Annotated in this window: 13 protein-coding genes and 1 pseudogene; 6 read left to right on the top strand and 8 right to left on the bottom strand. The window is 64.1% G+C overall.

What is annotated here, in order from left to right:
• Window positions 1-168: 168 nt before the first annotated feature.
• Window positions 169-741 carry a recombinase family protein gene (locus EDF39_RS03815; RefSeq protein WP_123940633.1) on the bottom strand — a complete coding sequence of 191 codons (573 nt, stop codon included), beginning with the start codon at window positions 739-741 and terminating at the stop codon, window positions 169-171.
• A 489-nt stretch (window positions 742-1230) separates the two neighbouring features.
• Window positions 1231-2139: a PhzF family phenazine biosynthesis protein gene (locus tag EDF39_RS03810; protein ID WP_123940631.1), complete on the bottom strand. Its 909-nt coding sequence runs from the start codon at window positions 2137-2139 to the stop codon at window positions 1231-1233.
• Between the two features lie 1360 nt (window positions 2140-3499).
• Between EDF39_RS03810 and EDF39_RS03805 the strand changes: the two genes are divergently transcribed.
• The 5 genes and pseudogenes from EDF39_RS03805 (at window position 3500) to EDF39_RS03785 (ending at window position 10631) form a co-directional block, all read left to right on the top strand.
• On the top strand, window positions 3500-4744 hold the full coding sequence (locus EDF39_RS03805; RefSeq protein ID WP_158613151.1) for a GAF domain-containing protein: 1245 nt from the start codon (window positions 3500-3502) through the stop codon (window positions 4742-4744).
• 727 nt (window positions 4745-5471) lie between these two features.
• The gene (locus EDF39_RS03800; protein ID WP_158613150.1) at window positions 5472-6083 is read left to right on the top strand and encodes a TetR/AcrR family transcriptional regulator; all 612 of its coding nucleotides are present in this window, start codon (window positions 5472-5474) and stop codon (window positions 6081-6083) included.
• A gap of 82 nt (window positions 6084-6165) precedes the next feature.
• The gene (locus tag EDF39_RS03795) at window positions 6166-7128 is read left to right on the top strand and encodes a helix-turn-helix domain-containing protein (protein WP_123940625.1); all 963 of its coding nucleotides are present in this window, start codon (window positions 6166-6168) and stop codon (window positions 7126-7128) included.
• Window positions 7129-7462: 334 nt separating this feature from the next.
• Window positions 7463-9874 (top strand): annotated as a pseudogene (locus EDF39_RS03790) (phosphoketolase); the annotation flags it as partial.
• 67 nt (window positions 9875-9941) lie between these two features.
• Window positions 9942-10631 carry a DUF1345 domain-containing protein gene (locus EDF39_RS03785; RefSeq protein WP_123940621.1) on the top strand — a complete coding sequence of 230 codons (690 nt, stop codon included), beginning with the start codon at window positions 9942-9944 and terminating at the stop codon, window positions 10629-10631.
• 26 nt (window positions 10632-10657) lie between these two features.
• Here the strand turns inward: EDF39_RS03785 and EDF39_RS03780 are convergent, their stop codons facing one another.
• Genes EDF39_RS03780 through EDF39_RS03765 form a run of 4 tightly spaced genes read right to left on the bottom strand, consistent with a single transcriptional unit; the run spans window position 10658 to window position 15212 of the window.
• Window positions 10658-12484 carry a thiamine pyrophosphate-requiring protein gene (locus tag EDF39_RS03780; RefSeq protein WP_123940619.1) on the bottom strand — a complete coding sequence of 609 codons (1827 nt, stop codon included), beginning with the start codon at window positions 12482-12484 and terminating at the stop codon, window positions 10658-10660.
• A complete protein-coding gene (locus tag EDF39_RS03775; RefSeq protein ID WP_123940617.1) occupies window positions 12484-13704 on the bottom strand; it encodes an alcohol dehydrogenase catalytic domain-containing protein in 1221 nt (406 codons plus the stop codon). Before EDF39_RS03775 ends, EDF39_RS03780 begins: the two co-directional genes overlap by 1 nt.
• A gap of 33 nt (window positions 13705-13737) precedes the next feature.
• A complete protein-coding gene (locus tag EDF39_RS03770; RefSeq protein ID WP_123940615.1) occupies window positions 13738-14076 on the bottom strand; it encodes a DUF3140 domain-containing protein in 339 nt (112 codons plus the stop codon).
• A complete protein-coding gene (locus EDF39_RS03765; RefSeq protein WP_123940613.1) occupies window positions 14073-15212 on the bottom strand; it encodes a glutathione-independent formaldehyde dehydrogenase in 1140 nt (379 codons plus the stop codon). Before EDF39_RS03765 ends, EDF39_RS03770 begins: the two co-directional genes overlap by 4 nt.
• Before the next feature lie 243 nt (window positions 15213-15455).
• On the opposite strand from EDF39_RS03765, the gene sigK reads away from it, so the two are divergent.
• Window positions 15456-16034, top strand: a complete 579-nt coding sequence (gene sigK / locus EDF39_RS03760; protein ID WP_123940611.1) for an ECF RNA polymerase sigma factor SigK — start codon at window positions 15456-15458, stop codon at window positions 16032-16034.
• A gap of 39 nt (window positions 16035-16073) precedes the next feature.
• Here sigK and EDF39_RS03755 read toward each other — a convergent pair whose 3' ends face one another.
• Together EDF39_RS03755 and EDF39_RS03750 are read right to left on the bottom strand one after the other, a co-directional pair.
• Window positions 16074-16823 carry a hypothetical protein gene (locus tag EDF39_RS03755; protein ID WP_123940609.1) on the bottom strand — a complete coding sequence of 250 codons (750 nt, stop codon included), beginning with the start codon at window positions 16821-16823 and terminating at the stop codon, window positions 16074-16076.
• Window positions 16820-17461 (bottom strand): hypothetical protein, encoded by a 642-nt coding sequence (locus tag EDF39_RS03750; protein WP_123940607.1) that lies wholly within the window; start codon window positions 17459-17461, stop codon window positions 16820-16822. The genes EDF39_RS03755 and EDF39_RS03750 overlap by 4 nt, the downstream gene beginning before the upstream one ends.
• Window positions 17462-18079: the final 618 nt, after the last annotated feature.

Raw genomic sequence — 18079 nt, 5'->3', positions numbered from 1 at the left:
CGCCGCATCGGCCAGGATGCGCGTCCCGCCCCACGGATGTGGTCACACGAAGTCATTCACCGGCACGTCGGCACCGCCGCAGCTTTGAGCGACCAGGATTAAAGTGTCCCGACAGGCATTACTCACCACAAAAAGTGAGACGTCGTCGGCCGGCGTCGGTTCTGGGAACTACTCCGAGGGCGCCGCTCGCTGAATAGCTCGATAGACCGTCGATCGAGCCACACCAAACAACTCTGCGATCTCGCTCGTTGTGTGTGCACCACCGTGGTGCAGCTTCACAAGGTGCTTCTCCCGCGAGGGGGTGAGCTTGGGCTTGCGGCCACGGAGCTTGCCGGCGGCCTTAGCAATCGCCATCCCCTCGCGGGTGCGGGCACGGATGAGGTCGGCCTCGAACTCGGCGACCATGCCTAGGACGTTGAACAGAAGCCGGCCGATGGGGTCGGTGGGGTCGTAGACCGCTCCCCCGAGGTTGAGCGCGACGCCCTTCTTCGTGAGCTCGTCCGCGATGTCGGTTGCGTCGCGAAGTGAGCGGGCTAAGCGGTCAAGCTTGGTGACCACCAGGACGTCGCCGGCACGGCACGCGGCGAGGGCCTCGCGGAGCCCCGGACGCGCTCGAGTCGTGCCCGATAGCCCGTGGTCAACATGCACGTACTGATCGTCAACACCGAGTGCTGCAAGACCGTCACGTTGTGCCGTGAGGTCTTGCCCAGACGTCGAGACGCGGGCGTATCCGATGAGCATCCGACGACTGTCGCGTTTAGACCCCCGTCACCGGGCATCTTTGCGGGACAGGCATACGCGAATCCGCAGGTCAGGCGCCTCTTGACCGCATCCCGCCGAGAGCAACTCGAGCAGGTGTCCCGATGAACGACCGTCTATCGGGCAGCAGCCAGCTGCGCGTCACAATTCTCGCGAGGCGTCCTCTTCCTCGTGAATTGGCGGTCGGCCGGAAAACAGAGCGAGGATCGCGGAGTCCTCGTCGAGAGTGAGCCCGGAAATCTCGACTTCGGCAACGGGATGACCGTCTGGCGTATGGTCCAGTCGCCGACGACGCAGATCTTGTCGGCTATGCGCGCGAGTGGTGCGACCTCGCGATCCCAGCGCAGCTCGACACCGCCGTCGTAGCGACCGCCGGCGGAGCCTGCGACCCAGCTCAGGTCGTCGCGGGTGCCGGATCAGACACCTCAGGGCGCAATACCCGCTCTCCTGAGGGGTCCTGGTTGCGCCCGGTCACTCAGCGGAGTTGAGCAGCACGGCCGTGCCACTCACCGTGATCCCTCCTGCAGCTGGTACGTCGACCACCAGGATGCTCGGACGCCCGACGTGACGACCCTGGTGCACGACGAATCGAGCTGGCGGGGTGACCGCGGCAATCTCACGCAGGTAGCCCCCGAGAGCTGCGGCTGCCGAACCCGTGGCTGGATCCTCGGTGATCGATCCCACCGGGAAGAGGTTCCTCGCCTCGACCACGAGCCCTTCTGCCCCGTGAACCGCGTGGACGACCGTGATCGTTCCGCTCCACCCCTGCTTCGCCATCAGAGCGGCGACGGGCGTCGGATCGAACCCGAAGCTGTCGAAGGTCTCTGCCTCGCGAATGGCCACAACGGGATGCCAGTTGCCTGCGTAGGCCTCCCGCACCGGCCACCGCTCGTCGAGGTCGCCAACGGTCAACCCCAAAAGATCGAGCAGGATCCCCGTGGTTGCCGCATCGAGATCACGAACGGCCGGTTCGACACTCGTGAATGATGCCGTGACCGTTCCGTCAATGCCGAGAACGGTGTCGATGACGAGCGGGCCGACCCCGGTGTCGAAGGCGAAGTTGCCGATGCCGTGCTGCTCGGCCAGCACGACGGCCGTCGCGATGGTGGCGTGACCGCAGAACGGCAGCTCGGCACCGGGCGAGAAGTAGCGGATGCGCACTTGTCGTGGGTCGCCGCCGACCGCCGGGTCGACCAAGAACGCCGTCTCGGGAAACCCGACCCGGGTCGCGATCGCCTGCATCCGTTCGGTGGACAGCTCGCTGGCGTCGAGGACGATCCCAGCGGGATTCCCGCCTCCCGCCTCAGCCGCGAATGCCGCGAGCTCGAGGACGTCGGGATCGGAGACCAGAGCCCCTAGGTTCGCCTCGGAAAAAGTCATACCCGACCCTACTTCGGCCCAATAGACCATCTCAGCTTTGGGTGCGGCCGTCGCCTTCACGGAACGGGTGAGCCTGGTTGAGGTGACTAAGCCCCTCCACAAGAAGGCCCCACCGCTTCGCGTCATCGTCGCGGGACCATACGGCGCGCCACCGTCAGTCGTCACCGTCAGATAGCGGACCGCACACAGGGGGCACTGACACCTAACCGATCGCAGCGAAAATTACCGGAACGGCCACGACCACCCCGAAGAGGGAGCAGATCGCAGCCGTGTCCTCCAAGTTGTCCTTGATGGGCCCAAGACTGCGTACCTGGCTCCTACCGGGGGTTAGGTGCGCTGTCGTAGAACCCCAACGGAAGGTAGACCCCGTCAGGAAGCCAACCGCGTCGGGCGGTCTGATCGAACACGTCCGGGCGACCCCGCTTTCCCATACCGCTGGACTTCGGCATGAGCGACACCACCTGGGCCCGCAGTCGCGGCTCTATTGAAATCAGGTGGAACCGACCCAGCGGCGATCGTTTACCGGACGATCGCTGGCCGCAGCCACTCCCCCAAACCACGCCGGCCCCTGCGTCTCAGATAGGTAGTCCGAATAAGGTTCCGGTGACGGTGCCCCGTGTGCGATAGCCGGCGCGGCCTCCTCGGCCCTCGCCTGCTACAGGCATAGCGGTGTCGCGTGGCGCTCGGCAGATTCGCCACTGCGACTTCGCCAGGCAGGTTCAACCGATACCCGAACACGGGAATGCGGATCTCCTCGCCCGGGCGAGGAGACCCGCGGCCATCGCCGACAAGAGACCGGATCAGTGGACTCCTATGAACCATGACCTTCGCCGGTTACCAACCGGCAGACCAATCGTTCCACTCTGAGATCCCACCGAAGGCGAGCTGCGCATTTCGTCTACCCAACACTCAGTGCACCGCCAACGCATCCTGGACCTTCGATATGCCACGTCCCGTTCGCAGGCTCTCAGGCGTTCGTGACATTCCCTCGCACAATGACATACAGCCGGATTCACCGATCCGGTCAGAGATCAGGGGCTGCGTCGCAATCGGGTGCGACCTGTGGCAGGTCTCGGGTGGGGTCCGGTTCGGGTACCGACCCCACCCTTTCCCCGGGGTTCCGGACCTGATGAGGCAGGCGAGACTCACCGGTCTTGGTCTGGTCGACGGCGCACCCCACACCTTGGGGGTCCCCGCGGCGGTGCGATCGCGTCCGGTGGGCCGACGTCGCCGCGCGTTCTGGGGGTGCCAGCAACGGATAATCCAGACAAAAATGGAGTCACGGTGCGTGTCATGTCCGCCCCATGCCGCGGGTATCACCCGGGTCCGGCACCTGGAATTCCCGAAAGGGGACACGAACATGTATGAGTTTCTGCGACCGATCATGCGGGCTTGGTACGCCACCGAGATAGCTGCTGGCGGCTCCTCCCCCAAACCCCTCGATGCCCCCACGGTCACCGCCACCCAACCCGGCGCGGATAACGTGCTCCTCATCGGCAACGGGCCCCTCCACGGGTGGGGTGTCCTCACGCACCGTCTAGCTATCACCGGACACCTCGCCAACGAATGCCGAGCCGAGACCGGCCGGCCTTGCTCGGTTCACTACATCGGAGACGAGGCCATGACGATCGCCTCCACCCGGGCGTGGATCGGTGACCACAACCTCGCCCAGTACGACGCCGTGGTGGTCGTGCTCGGGATGAACGACGCGGTCCGGTTGACCCCGCTCAAAAAGTGGGAAGAAGACTACCGGGCCCTCCTCGAATACTTGACCGAGAAGACCAACGTGGGAACGCCGATGGTGGTCGCGGGCCTGCAGCCGGTGCGCTCCGTCACCCCCTACAACAAAGCCTTGGGGAATGTGGCGGAGTTCCATGCAGGCCGGATGAACAAAGTGGTGGAAGACATCACTTCCGACTTTTCGGCCATCACCTACTTCCGGCTCCCGGAACCGGTCATGGACCCCGGCATGCCGCTTGGGTCCACTTCCGTGTACCGGTCCTGGGCCAGTGATATCGCCACGCACCTCTCCCTCGCTTTAGACACAGTGCGAGCTCTCAACCCGACACCACCAAAGCCTCTGGTCGAAACGGAGTACGCCTGGTCCGGGACGAAGACTCTGATCGACCAGGCGGCAACGGGTGGCTCCGACGAACTACAGCGCCTCGCCGCGTTGGCGCAAGACACCTTCGCCGTCGATCTCGCAGGGGTATCTCTGATCGACGGCGACCGGGTCTGGTTCGCCGTCAACACCCACGTCCTCCCCAAATCGGCCCCGGCAGAACTGGTGTACTGCAACGCCGTCGTCCAACAGCAAGCCCCTCTCGTCGTTCCGGACGCGCAGAAGGACCCGCGGTTCAAAGGCAACGCGTTCATCGACATCACCGGGATGGACTTCTACGCCGGTCACCCCCTCACCTCCACCACCGGCGAGACGATCGGCACGTTCTGTCTCTACAACAGCAGCCCCAAGGCCGACACGGCCGTCTCGATGGAGGCGCTCCAGATTCTCGCCATGCAAGCGGAAACAGAACTGCGCCGGTACGAGACCACACCCGCTACCCCAGACCCCGTCGCACCGGAGCACTCTTTGCTGGGCCTCTAGGCCCACCACCGGTAGGTGCGGTCAGGCCAGAAAATTAGGACGCGGCTCTGCTCTGTGTGTCTGAGGCAAAAAAGTCGGCATAGCGGGGCCCATTGGCCTCGTTGGCGCGGGATCCGATGCCGCGTCTTGTCTGCCGCGGGGGCGCTGATTGATCCGCGCCTGGGGTGATTCGGCGTTTGGGATAAGCGTGGATCTTCGCCGGCGTTGCGTCCGGGTTCGACACGTAGGTGCTCTGATCGACCATGTCGACCACCGGGTCTCTGCGATTCATCGGCCAAGACCCATCATCAGTGCGGCCGCGGCAATTGAACTGCACGCCAGAGCAGTGATGGCCGCTCCCACGGTCACCGGTGCCGGAAGGGCGGTGTGCCGAGGTGAGGACACAGGAACGTGCCCGGTTCGTGCTGCCGGACGGTACGAGGCCCGATCGGCGGGAATGAGGCGAAACGTCGGCATCGTTGCCGCGTGAACTGCTGAGCGTGTGGGGGTGGTGTCCATAGGGATGGCTCCTTATCCAAGAGGGTGCAAGCACCAGGCCGGATCAAGAGCGGTCCGACACCACGAAGATAGAACCGGGCCGCACCGAAAACGAGCGGTTACCGCTCTTCAGCCTCTGATTTGCGATTATCGGATCGGCTGGGACTGTTATTCGGCGAGAAGTGGACCACACGGACAGTCCCGCAGGGCAGACACGTATGGTGGCAAACACCCCCACCGAATTCTGGTTATGACTCCTGCTCCCACCCTCACCGCGGCCACCCCGCTGACGGACATTCAACGCGCCGCCGTCGCAGCCGCCGACGACCTTTTCACCCTCAACGGCATCACCCCGGTGTCACTCGAGGCCATTGCGGGCAAAGCCGGCATCACCACGGACTTACTCCATGCCGTCTACCCGACCAAACAGGCGCTCGTTGTCGCGGTTCTCGCATGGAAGCACCAAGGCTGGGTGGACCGGTTACAACTCATCGGCGACACCACCAACGACCCTCGCGACGAGATCCTGAACATTTTTTCGTACCTCGAGGAATCCTTCTCCGACAAGACCTGGCGGGGATGTGCGTTCATCAACGCGAACGGTGAGCTCGGCCGGAACGACCCGGTCGTGGCCCGCCTCGTCGAACAACACTTCACCGAAGTGGAACGGCACATCAGCGTTCTCGTTGCTCGAGCCGGGATGCCCACCCCCATTGCGGAAGCTCTCACCCTCCTCATCCAAGGCGCCCGCGCCGAATCGGGAGTCCATCACACGGTGCAACCCGCCCGGGCCGCTCGGGCCGCCGCAGCCATGCTGATGGCCGTCTATCACCAGCGCGAGGCCGCACCCGACTCCTTCTGAGCCCAACCAGCTCGAAGCAGTGCGTTTTCTGGATGAAGGTGCCAAATCGGGCCTACTGATCGTCGATACTGACGATGAGACCATGACTGAGACCACAGGCCGCATTCACCACGATTCAAGCGGAACCAACATCGACGATGCCCGCGATGTTCTCGCCGTGGCCTATCACGGGATCGAGTGGCACGCGGAAGAGTCCGACTCCGAATTCTCCTACCGGTATGCGGCTACCGGTGACGACACCATGACGGTGCGAGCAGTCCGATTCCAGGGCCACCTTGAAGGCGAAATGCCCGCGGGGAACGATTTCGTTGTCACCTGGACCAACAGGGGACAAGGCCTTCTCGACGTCGGGAAAACGCAAATAACGATGGAACCCGGCCGGCCACAGATGTGGCCGAATGCCCCCTTCCGGTTCAGTTTCACCGACTACGACCAACGCCTCATCCAGGTCAACCACGACGCCGTCACGGCCGTCCTCGCAGAACGGGGCCTCGATGGCGCAACCCTCCGGTTCGATCACACCGTCATGCCCGCAGCCACCACCATTCAGCAATGGCGGAACACGGTCTCTCTCATCTCCCACACTGTCCTTGACCGCACTGCGAGCCCCATACTGCAAGCCGAGATGGGACGAATGGCAGCCGTCGCCCTCATCGAGCTGTACCCCCTCACCACAAACGAGCTCCCCCCGGAACTGCTGCTGCCCACAAACGCCCGTGTGCGCCTCGCTGTCGAATACATTCACGAACACGCCCACCTGCCCATCACCACCACCGACCTGGCACAAATTGCCAACATCAGTCTTCGAACATTGCAGCAAGCCTTTCTCCGCCTGTTCGAAGTCACCCCCAACACGTACCTGCGACAAGTACGGCTGGACCGAATCCACACCGAACTCGCCCGCTCCGACCCGAGCACCACCACCGTCGCAGCCGTCGCCCGGAAATGGGGAATCGGCCACGCAGGCCGCTTCGCCGCCCACTACGCCGAACGTTTCGGCCACTACCCGGCCCACACGCTCGCTCACTCCACCCCGAACTGGTAACCGCCCAGAGTCGCAATCGTCACAAGCAACCTGTCCGAGGTGCGTCCTCGTCACGGCAGAACCAGTCGTGGACGGCGAGAAAGCTGTGGAAGCAGATGCCGCGTCTGCTCATGAGAGCGCCTACACGGTCCTTCAAGGCGTAGGGCACGCTGGCGTCCACTGATGATGACAGGGGCACGCCGCCGCAGCTCGTCCCACGACGCACTCATCAGCCTGGCCACTGCCTCGGTCACCATGGCCGTATGCCGGTTTACGAGATCAGCCCGGATCGCCGACAACTAGTCGACTAACAACCCTTCGAGCGGCTAACGGCTCGCGGTCGGCTTCACAAAGACGGGGGCAGAGTAGAGGTGTGACCTCGACCTCTGAACTGGAAGCTGTTGACGCCTGGTGGCGCGCCGCCAACTACCTGACCGTCGGTCAGATCTATCTGATGGACGACCCGCTGCTGCAGGAGCCGCTCGCACCAGAACGCATCAAGCCGCGTCTCCTGGGCCACTGGGGCACCTCCCCGGCGCTGAACTTCGTCTACGCGCACCTGAATCGGGTGATCGTCCGCGACGGCCGGCAGATGATCTATGTCTGCGGCCCCGGGCACGGCGGCCCGGCGATGGTCGCCAACGCGTGGCTCGACGGCACGTACTCGGAACTCGTACCCGACGTGACACGCGACAAGGCCGGGATGCAGAAGCTGTTCCGTCAGTTCTCCTTCCCCGGCGGGATCCCGTCGCACGACGCACCGAATGTGCCGGGCTCGATCAACGAGGGCGGTGAGCTGGGCTATTCCCTGTCGCACGCGTTCGGTGCCGTACTCGACAATCCCGACCTGATCGCCGCGTGCGTCGTCGGCGACGGCGAGGCCGAGACCGGACCGCTCGCGACCAGCTGGCACGCGGGCAAGCTTCTCGACCCCGAGCACGATGGGGCGGTGCTCCCGATCCTCAACCTCAACGGGTACAAGATCGCCAACCCCACCATCCTCGCGCGCATTCCCGAAGACGACCTGCTGGCGCTGTTCCGCGGCTACGGGTACGAGCCGATCGTGGTGTCGGGCGGCTACGACGGCGAGGAGACCGCACCGGTACACGAACGCATGGCTGATGCTGTCGACGAGGCTCTTGGGCTGATCGACGGGATCCAGTCCGCGGCTCGGGGCGGGGGCGACGTCGGATCCGCCGATCCTGCGCCCGTTCGCTGGCCCATGATCATCCTCCGCACGCCCAAGGGCTGGACCGGGCCGAAGGAGGTCGACGGCAAACCGGTCGAGAACACCTGGCGTGCACACCAGGTGCCGCTCGCCGAGGTGCGGGAGAACCCCGAGCACCTCCGACAGCTCAAGGAGTGGATGAAGTCGTACGACCCGGAGGCGCTCTTCGGTGACGCTGGGATCCCCGACGATTCGCTCTCGACCGTGAAGCCGCACGGCGACGCCCGCATGAGCGCGACGCCGTTCGCGAACGGCGGCCGGATCCGCACCGACCTGCGACTCGCGGACTTCCGGGTCCACGGCATCGACACCGGCGGCTCGCGAACGATGAGCGCTTCGGCGACGAAGGGCTTTGGCGCGTGGCTCGTCGATGTGATGCGCGACAACCCGTCGACGCTCCGGCTGTTCGGCCCGGACGAGACGGTGTCTAACAAACTCGACGACGTCTTCGACGTCACCGACCGGCAGTGGGGCGCCCAGATCTTGGGCACCGACGAGCACCAGGCACGCTCCGGCCGCGTCACCGAGGTGCTGAGCGAGCACCTGTTGCAGGGCCTGCTCGAGGGTTATCTGCTGACCGGCCGCCACGGTGTTCTCAACACGTACGAGGCGTTCGTGCACATCGTCGACTCGATGTTCAATCAGCACGCGAAGTGGCTGGAGGCGACCAAGGACATCGAGTGGCGCCGTCCCATCTCGTCGTTCGTGTATCTGCTGTCGTCGCATGTCTGGCGCCAGGACCACAACGGCTTCTCGCACCAGGACCCTGGTTTCCTCGACGTCGTCGTCAACAAGCAGGCCCACCTGGTCAGGATCTCGCTCGCGCCCGACGCCAACACGCTCCTCGCGGTCATGGACAAGGCGCTCCGCGACGTCGACACCGTTCAAGTTGTCGTCGCCGGCAAGCAGGAACAGCCGGCCTGGCTCAGCATGGAGGAGGCCGAAGAGCACGTGCGGCTCGGGGCAAGCATCTGGGACTGGGCTGGGACCGCGGGCTCGCCGGGTCGCGACGACCCTCTCCCCGACGTGGTGCTCGCCTGTGCCGGGGACGTGCCGACCCTCGAGACGGTTGCGGCCGCCGACATCATCCGCAGGAGCTTCCCCGAGGTGGCCGTGCGTGTGGTGAACGTCGTCGACCTGATGAAGCTGCAGGATCAGCGGGAGCACCCTCACGGTTTCACCGACGACCAGTTCGACGCGCTGTTCACGAGCGACCGCCCGGTGGTGTTCGACTTCCACGGGTATCCCTCGCTGGTCCATCAACTCACGTATCGCCGGCACGGGCACGACAACATCCACGTGCGCGGGTTCCAGGAGAGGGGCACGACGACGACCCCGTTCGACATGGCCATGCTCAACGACATCGATCGGTACAAGCTCGTTCTCGACGTCCTGAAGTACGTGCCGGGGCTGTCGTCGCGGCACCCAGACGCCGCGGCCGAGTTCGAGCGGCTTCGGGCGGAGGCGCGGGCCTACGCCTACGAGCACGGCGAGGACCACCCCGACGTCACCGGCTGGCGTCTCGGAGCCGACTCGTGATCAAGCCTCTTGTCAGGCTCGACGACCTCGCAGCCGCGTCCGCAGCCGCATCCGCCGGCTACTCACGATGACGAGCTCCCCGTGGAGCGAGCGCTCTGAGCACCGCCTACCGGCCGTAATCGCCCTCCTCGTCGCACTAGCGCTGTACGCGACCCTCCCGAGCACGTTCTGGCCACCGCTGCGCTTCGGCGTCGTCGCCGTCGGAGTCGTCGCCATGATCCCGCTGATCGTCCTCAACCCGGCCCGGATGCACCGAGAGACGCGGTGGTCGAAGTACGTCTCCAGCGGGATCGCATTCCTTCTCGTCGCGGCGAACCTCGTCGCCTTCGCCCAGCTCGTCACGCAGCTGGTGACATCCTCGTCCGAGGACGGGCCGCGCCTGCTGCTGGCGGCGCTGCAGGTGTGGCTGACCGGCATCATCGCGTACGCCCTCGTCTACTGGGAGCTCGACCGCGGCGGACCGGTGACAAGGCGTCACGCCGAGCGGGCGAGCATGCCCGACGCCGACTTCCGTTTTCCACAGGACGAGGACGCCGACGCCGTGAAGGAGGTCGCAACCCGGTCATCAGAGAAGACCGGGTGGGTAGCGTCGTACTTCGATTACTTCTACTTCTCGTTGACCAACTCGATGGCTTTCAGCCCGACGGACACGATGCCGCTGTCGATCCGCGCCAAAGCGCTCATGGCCCTGGAGTCGGCCACGGGCTTCATCCTGCTGGGGCTTGTCATCGCCCGCGCCGTCTCGTTGTTGAAATAGCAGGCATTTGTGTGAAGTCGGCCCGATCAGTCCGTCTCGCGGCCGAGGTGCAAGGCGTCCTTCACACGATCGACGCCCTCTGCAGCCATCGCTTTCGCCGAGTCCTTTACGACGCCGAGCTCGACCGGGTCTCCCTTGAGGAGTGACTTGGCGGTGTTGATCGCGTATTCGGCGGTGATGTGCGGCGGCAGGGGCGGCACGTTCCGGCTGACGCGGGCGTCGATGACGGTGACGCCGTCGTGGGCGAAGGCGGCGTCCCAGGCTGCTGCAGTGTGATCGTCGTCGGTGATGGTGATGCCCTTGAAGCCGAGCAGCTCGGCGTAGGCGGCGTAATTCATCGTCTCGACGTCTTGCGAGCCGCGCCACATCGGGTTTCCGTCTTCGGTGCGCATCTCCCAGGAGACCTGGCCGAGGTCGTCGTTGTGCATGATCGCGATGATCAGCTGCTTGTTCGACCATTTCGTCAGGTACTTCCTGATGGTGATCAGCTCGTTCATGCCGAGCATCTGGAAGGCGCCGTCGCCGATGGTGCAGACGACCGTCCGCTCCGGGTACGCGAATTTCGCCGCCGTCGCGTAGGGCATGGCGGCGAGCATCGTCGCGAGGCGGCCCGACATGTCGCCCATCATTCCGCGGCGGAGCCGGATGTGGTGCCCGTACCAGTCGGCGGTCGTGCCAGCATCGCAGGTGACGATCGCGTTCTCGGGGAGCCTGGCATTGAGTTCGTGGAACACCCGGCGCGGGTTGGCGCCGTCGTCGTACGACAGCATGGCCTGATCCTGCATCTCTTTCTCCCAGGCCACCATCTCGCTGGCGACCTTGTCTTGCCAGGAGCGGTCCTCCTTACGCTGCAGCAGAGGAATCAGCGCCGTGAGGACGGCCTTCACGTCGCCCCACAGGTTGAGCTCGGTCGGGTACCGGATGCCGAGCTGCTCGGGTTTCAGATCGACCTGGGCTGCGCGGGCCTGGCCGGTGGCGGGCAGGAATTGGCCGTACGGGTAGTTGGCGCCGAGCAGGATCAGGGTGTCGCACCCCTTCATCTGATCCAGGCTCGGTTTCGATCCCAGAAGGCCGAGCTGCTGCGTGTGATGCGGGATGTCCGAGGGCACGACGGCTTTGCCCCGAAGCGACGTGATGATTCCCGCTCCGGCGAGTTCGGCGGCCTCGAGGGCCTCGTCGGTCGCTCCCGTCGCACCGTGCCCGACGAGGAAGGAGACCTTCGACCCGGCGTTGATGAGGTCGGCGAGCTTCCGGATCTCATCGAGCGGCGGAGCGATGCGCGTCGACGGGGCGGCGGCACTCGACCGCGAGACCCAGTTGGCCGGCTCGGGTTCTGACCACGGCATCGCCTGGACATCGTGCGGGAGGATCACGACGGCGGGCTGGAGACGCAACTTGGCTGTCCTGAAGGCGGTGTCGATTACGGCCTGCGCCTGGTCGGGGGTCGTGATCGTCTGGACGTAGCAGGCCACGTCCTGGAAGGCACGCTCCAGGTTCGATTCCTGCTGGACGAATGTTCCGAGGGACGCCAGACCTTGCTGGCCGACGATGGCGACGACCGGCTGGTTGTCCATCTGCGCGTCGTAGAGGCCGTTCAGCATGTGGAACGCGCCCGGGCTCGACGTTGCGATGCAGACACCCACTTCGCCGGTGAATTTCGCGTGCGCCACCGCCATCAGCGATGAGATCTCCTCGTGCGTCGGGCGAATGTACTCGAGGCCGTCGCCGTCGCGGTCGGCCTTGCCGAGCATCCCGTCGAACTCGCCGATGCCGTCGCCGGGGAATCCGAAGACGCGGCTGACACCCCACTCCTTGATCCGGTTGATCACGAACTCGCTGACATTGATTCCCATCAGCTCGCCGCCGTCACATCGAGGACCGTCTTCAGCCAGCCCTCTTCCCGACGGTCGAAGCTCCTATAGGCATCGATCGCCGAAGTCGTCGGCAGCTCCTGCGTGATGAACGCTGTCGGGTCGAAGAGCCCTGTGGCGACGAGGTCTACCAGCGGCGGCGTCACGGAGTGGTGGTCGCAGTTGCCCATGCGGATTGTGAGGTTCTTGTTCATGGCGGCCCCGATGGGGTAGCTCGCCATATCGGGCGAGTACACGCCGATGATGCCGATTCGCCCGTACTTGGCAACGGTCTGGACGGCCCACTGTGCGGCCTGCGATGGCGCGTCTCCGGGAATCCAATTGTCGCCGTCGGTGTTCTGCTCGGGCGCCACCTGCGCCACCTCGCGCGCGAGATCGTCCGACTGTTCAGCGGCGGCCTCGGCCGCTGGACCCGACTTCGGACTCTGCGCGTCGACACCGACAGCGTCGATGACCGCGTCGACGCCCATGCCGCGCGTGGCGTCCATGATCGCCTCCACGGGATCCTCGTGATTGAAGTCGACCACCTCGGCGTGCTGGCCGAGGGCGACCGCGAGACGCGTCTGGATGCCGTCGACGGCGAAGACGCGTGATGCGCCCTGTCGGAAGGCGGAGGCGACGGCCAGCTGGCCGACGATGCCCGCACCGTAGACGGCCACATTGTCACCGCGACGGATGTCGGCGAGCTGGGCGCCGAACCACGACGTGGGGAAAATGTCCGACAGCAAGATCGCCTGATCGTCGGTGACGCCATCGGGGATCGGCGTGAGGGTGTTCTGTGCGAACGGCACCCGGGCGTACTCGGCTTGCAGGCCATTGACCGGGCCGGTGCCGGCGGGACCGCCGAAGAAGCTGGTACCGGCCGACGGGCCGTTGGGGTTTGCAAAGTCGCACTGCGCCGTTTGCCCTACGCGGCAGTACCGGCAGACGCCGCACGAGATGGTCGAGTTGATGATCACGCGGTCGCCCGCCGTGAAGCCGCGCACCGCCGAACCGACCTCTCGGACCACGCCGACCGCCTCATGCCCGAGGATCGTGCCCTCGTTCATACCGGCCATCGTGCCGCGGATGAAGTGGAGATCCGTGCCGCAGATGGCGCTGCGAGTAATCTCGACGATCGCGTCTGTGGGCTCCTGGATCGTGGGATCCGCGACCGAGTCGAGGCGGATGTCGCCGACTCCGTGCCAGACGACTGCCTTCATGAGGTACTCCTTCGTTCTGCCGGCTTCGCCGGTCTACTTCTTCTTCTGCGGGTCGTTTCCCCAATTCATCAGCGAGTACCTCCACGGAGTCTCGCTGATGTCACCTTCGGGGCGCTGCTTGGAATGGCGGGCGACGTAGCCGATCACCTTGCGCATGTGCGCATAGTCGGCACCCGTCAGGTCGGCCTGCTTCTTGTGCAGGATGCGGATGATGTGGCGTCCGCTCTCGTGCCCAACGGATTCGTGACCGTCGGTCTTCTGTCCGACCTCTTTCGATTCGTCGGTGCCGAGCCACTTCTCGATTTCGGAGGCGGTCATGTTCACCGCTTTTTCGAACTCGTGTCGGGTGCCTTCGTGGTCGGCTTTCGTCACGGGTGCAGCACGACCTTCGTCCAGCCGTCGTCGCGTGCGTCGAAGTGCTTGTACGCGTCTGGGGCATCGCCGAGGGGCAAGTTGTGGCTGACGATGAACGACGGCTCCGCCTTGCCGGCCGTGATGAGGTCGCGCAGTTGACGGTTGTACTTCTTCACCGGAGCCTGGCCGGTGCCGATCGAGATGCCCTTGAACCACAGCATTCCCCAATCGAGAGCGAACTGTCCCTTCTTTGCCAGCTCGTCCTGCGCGTTCGGGTCCTCGGGCACGTAGACGCCGACGACGCCAATGTGGCCGGTGAACCGAACCGAGGCAATGAGCCGGTTCATGATGAGGTTTGGCTCTTCCTTGCCGCCGGTGCCGGTGCCCTGGAAGCCGACGCATTCGAGGCCAGCGTCGGCTCCAAGTCCGAGGGTTTGGTCGAGGACGTACTGGACTGGGTCAACCTTCGAGTCGTCCACGGCGATCGCGCCGATCGACTCGGCGAGCTTCAGCCGGTCGGCGACGTGATCGACCACGAAGATGCGCGCAGCGCCCTTGATCGAGCAGCTGAGAGCTGCCATGAGACCGACCGGGCCGGCTCCGTAAATGACGACGGTGTCGCCGGGAGCGACCTGCGCCAGTTCGGCGCAGTGCCAGCCGGTGGGGAAGATGTCGGAGAGCATGACGTAGTCGTTCTCCTTCTCGACCGAGTCCTCCCCGAGGCGGAGAGCGTTGAAGTCGCCGAACGGGACCCGCAGCAATTCGGCCTGGCCGCCCTGGTACGGGCCCATGTCGGCGAATCCGAAGGCGGCGCCCGCGTAGGCGGGTTCGGGCTGCATGGTGAGGCAGTAGCTCGTCATGCCTTTCTCGCAGTTCTTGCAGTGGCCGCACGCGACGTTGAACGGCAGCACGACACGTTCGCCGATGGACAGCTTCGAGACGCCGGCGCCGACCTCGACAATCTCGCCGAGGTTCTCGTGGCCGAACGCACGGCCCTCCTCGTAGTCGGTGCGGCCCTCGTACATGTGCAGGTCAGATCCGCAGATGTTCGTGGCGGTGATCTTGACCAGGATGTCGTCGGGGTGTTCGATCTTGGCGTCCTCGACCTCGTCGACGCTAACGTTTTTCGGGCCGTGGTAGATGAGTGCCTTCACGCGGATGTGCTCCTCGAGTCGGGGCGACCTGATCCTCAGGTCACCGATGACGGGGACAGTAGGCGGCCCGGGCGAAAGGCGCCTTCAAGTGGGGTACACGTCGAGAGGGGGTTTCTGGCGTGCCGGTCTACCCCTGTTCTGGGGGCGCATGGTTGCATGCGAACGCATAGTGTGCAGTCATCTGCTCCGGACCCGACCGGCGCAGTTGGTCGTGCCGAGACTGCGGCACTCAAGGACAACCCGATGACGCTTGCCGCTACCCCACCGCCCGACGCACCACGAACAGACGAAGACCTCCTTGCATTGGTTGCGGAGGGGAATCATGGCGCTTTCACCCTGTTCTACGACCGGATCTGCGGCCGTTTGTTCGGTCTCATCAAGCGAGTGCTGGTCGACTCCTCACAGTCAGAAGAAGTGACTCAGGATGTGTTCCTCGAGATTTGGCAGACCGCGTCACGGTTCGACCCGACGCGGGGAAAGGCGGCATCGTGGGCGTTGACCATGGCTCACCGAAGGGCAATCGACCGTGTTCGCTCGTCTCAGTCGAGTCGGGACCGTGACCTGACCGTGGGTATTCGAGATTTTCAAGAATCAGTTGATGACGTTGCCGGAACCGCCGAAGTGCAACTGGAGCATCAGTGCGTTCGCACCGCGATGGGTCACCTCACCCCACATCAGCGGGAAGCGTTGGAGCTCACGTACTTTCAGGGGCTGACGAACACGGAGGCAGCGGTGCGAGCTGGTGTCCCTCTCGGCACAATGAAAACACGTCTCCGGGACAGCCTCATCGCCCTCCGAAAGCTCGTGGTAGATGCGGCTTAGCTCGCCGACACGCTCAGGGGGTGACGTCGATGACGCTCCTTAGCCTGGCTGGGTGGCTTCGAGCCAGGACGTCGTGACGCCTAATTGGGCCCGCATGATTTCTTGAACGGGCGGAACGCACACTCCAAGATTGGCGCTAACAAGAGTGCTCATGCTCAGCAGATGACCGCACTCCATGAGCTCACCCGCGCAGAAATCCTCGTGGATAGTACGTTCCCGAAGAACGGCCACCCGGCCCACTAGCTCATGAAACGCAGACGTCAAGATCTCAATAGTCACTGGAGCGCCGAAGGCATCACAGATTTCCAAAGCGATAAGGCCACCGCGCGCACTTGTAATCATTGTCGTAAGACCGTAGTGACCTATTCTCCATCCGCCACGACCGGAGGCGACAACGACAATCCCGAGGACAACAAGCGCCGGGTAAAGGATCAGACCGGCGGTCGTCATGATTCTCCAGAATTTGCGCGACTGTTCGAGCTTGGATCGCCACTCGGCAGGGTCAGCACCTTCTGGTACGCGGCCCTTCTGGAGCGCCTTATTGACGCGTTGCCCGAGAGTGATCTGCTGGGTAGCGTTTCGCCGTTTGGCCCACATGGCCAACACCGTGAAGGCAATACCGATGAGCACACCGAAAACGACTCCGATGACAGTACCTTGACGGAAAGACGTGCCGGCGAAGAGGGACAGGCCAAGAATGAGTGCGCCCATGACCATGCCGGCACCGCCGCCGAAGAGGCCCGAGGGAACATGAGCGAGTGGTGCCCGAAATTCGTCCTGGTCGGTCATGCGGACTGACGGCCGTGCCGATCAATGAAGTGGCCAGCTTTCCTGTAGAAGACGACGAGCTGAACGGCGACCACGACGAAGAGAACAGAGACGCCGAGCTCGAGGAGCTTGATGAACAGCTCATTGGAACCGACCGCGGTGGCAATCGCCAGAAGGACTGCAGCTGCGTAGATTGGCGGTATTCCGAGCGTCGCGCGACGGTTTTGGTTCGCGATTGCCGCGACGACGGGAAGGTGCTCGGTGTCGGGTTCGACTTTTCCGTTGATCTGTTTTCTGACGCTTTTCTTTTCTTGCCGATTCAATGGGCTTCCGACGGCACGCCACCGGGTGATGTAGTGCCCGGTGCGTTTGGCCCAGATGAAACCTACGACGCCAACGAGCAGACCAAGACTGAGGAAGACGATCTGGACGATCAACTGCCCGGAGCCTCCATTAGAGCTGGTGCCCGTGCTTGACGAGGATTCCGGAAGGAATAGAAGGGCCACCACGAATCCTGTGACCCAGGACGCGGCGATGAGGACGCCGATCTGGAGAAGGATGCGGGCCCTGCGTTTGTGGAAGCCGTCGTCGGTGACGCCTTCTGCAAGTTGCGCAGCAGCAGCCCACCGGGCGGCGCTGTCGTTTTTGAGGTCGGTCAAGAGAACTCCGTCGTTCGGGCAACAGGATGTTTCGGAGCATACCGGCGGTCGGGCAGCGAGACTCCTTCGAGCGCAACAACGACGCATCGACAGGGTGCGAAAGGCGGACGGCGACCGCCCGTAATGTGACGTCCTCGACGCTCCGGCCCTCGTAGACATGGGGATGCACGTTTACCCCGCACGGTGACGATGCACGGTGAGCGGAGGCTAACTGAAACCGCCCTTTCGGTCTTTGCCTCATTGCTTTGTAGCCTCTCGAACCACCTCGACTGCCCATTGAGGATGAACGGCTTCAATCGCCCAGGCAGTTCTGAATGCGAGATTGATTACGCGCAGCTTTGAGTTGTAAACGGCCCCGTGGAGTCTCGAAAAACTAAAGGTTTGCGAGATGTCTCGACCTCTCTAGGCCATCGAGAGAACGTCCCCGCGCTCCGGCGCAATGTCACGCAGACGGCGAATCAGGCGGTGTCTTGGAATGTTGTCTCCACTTTTTTCGTCGTATCGACAAGCTTCCACGAGTTTTCGAGACACGGTGACTCGCTCGATTTTTCTTGGCTACATCAGCCTCGCGAACCGCTGAAGCAGAGTGCGGCAGGTCGCTCTCCGCCGCGCGCTTGC

This window comes from Frondihabitans sp. PhB161 (assembly GCF_003814635.1).
Taxonomy (GTDB): Bacteria; Actinomycetota; Actinomycetes; order Actinomycetales; family Microbacteriaceae; genus Frondihabitans.
The sequence above is the reverse complement of the archived record's forward strand: the minus strand, read 5'-3'. Positions and strand labels throughout refer to the sequence as shown.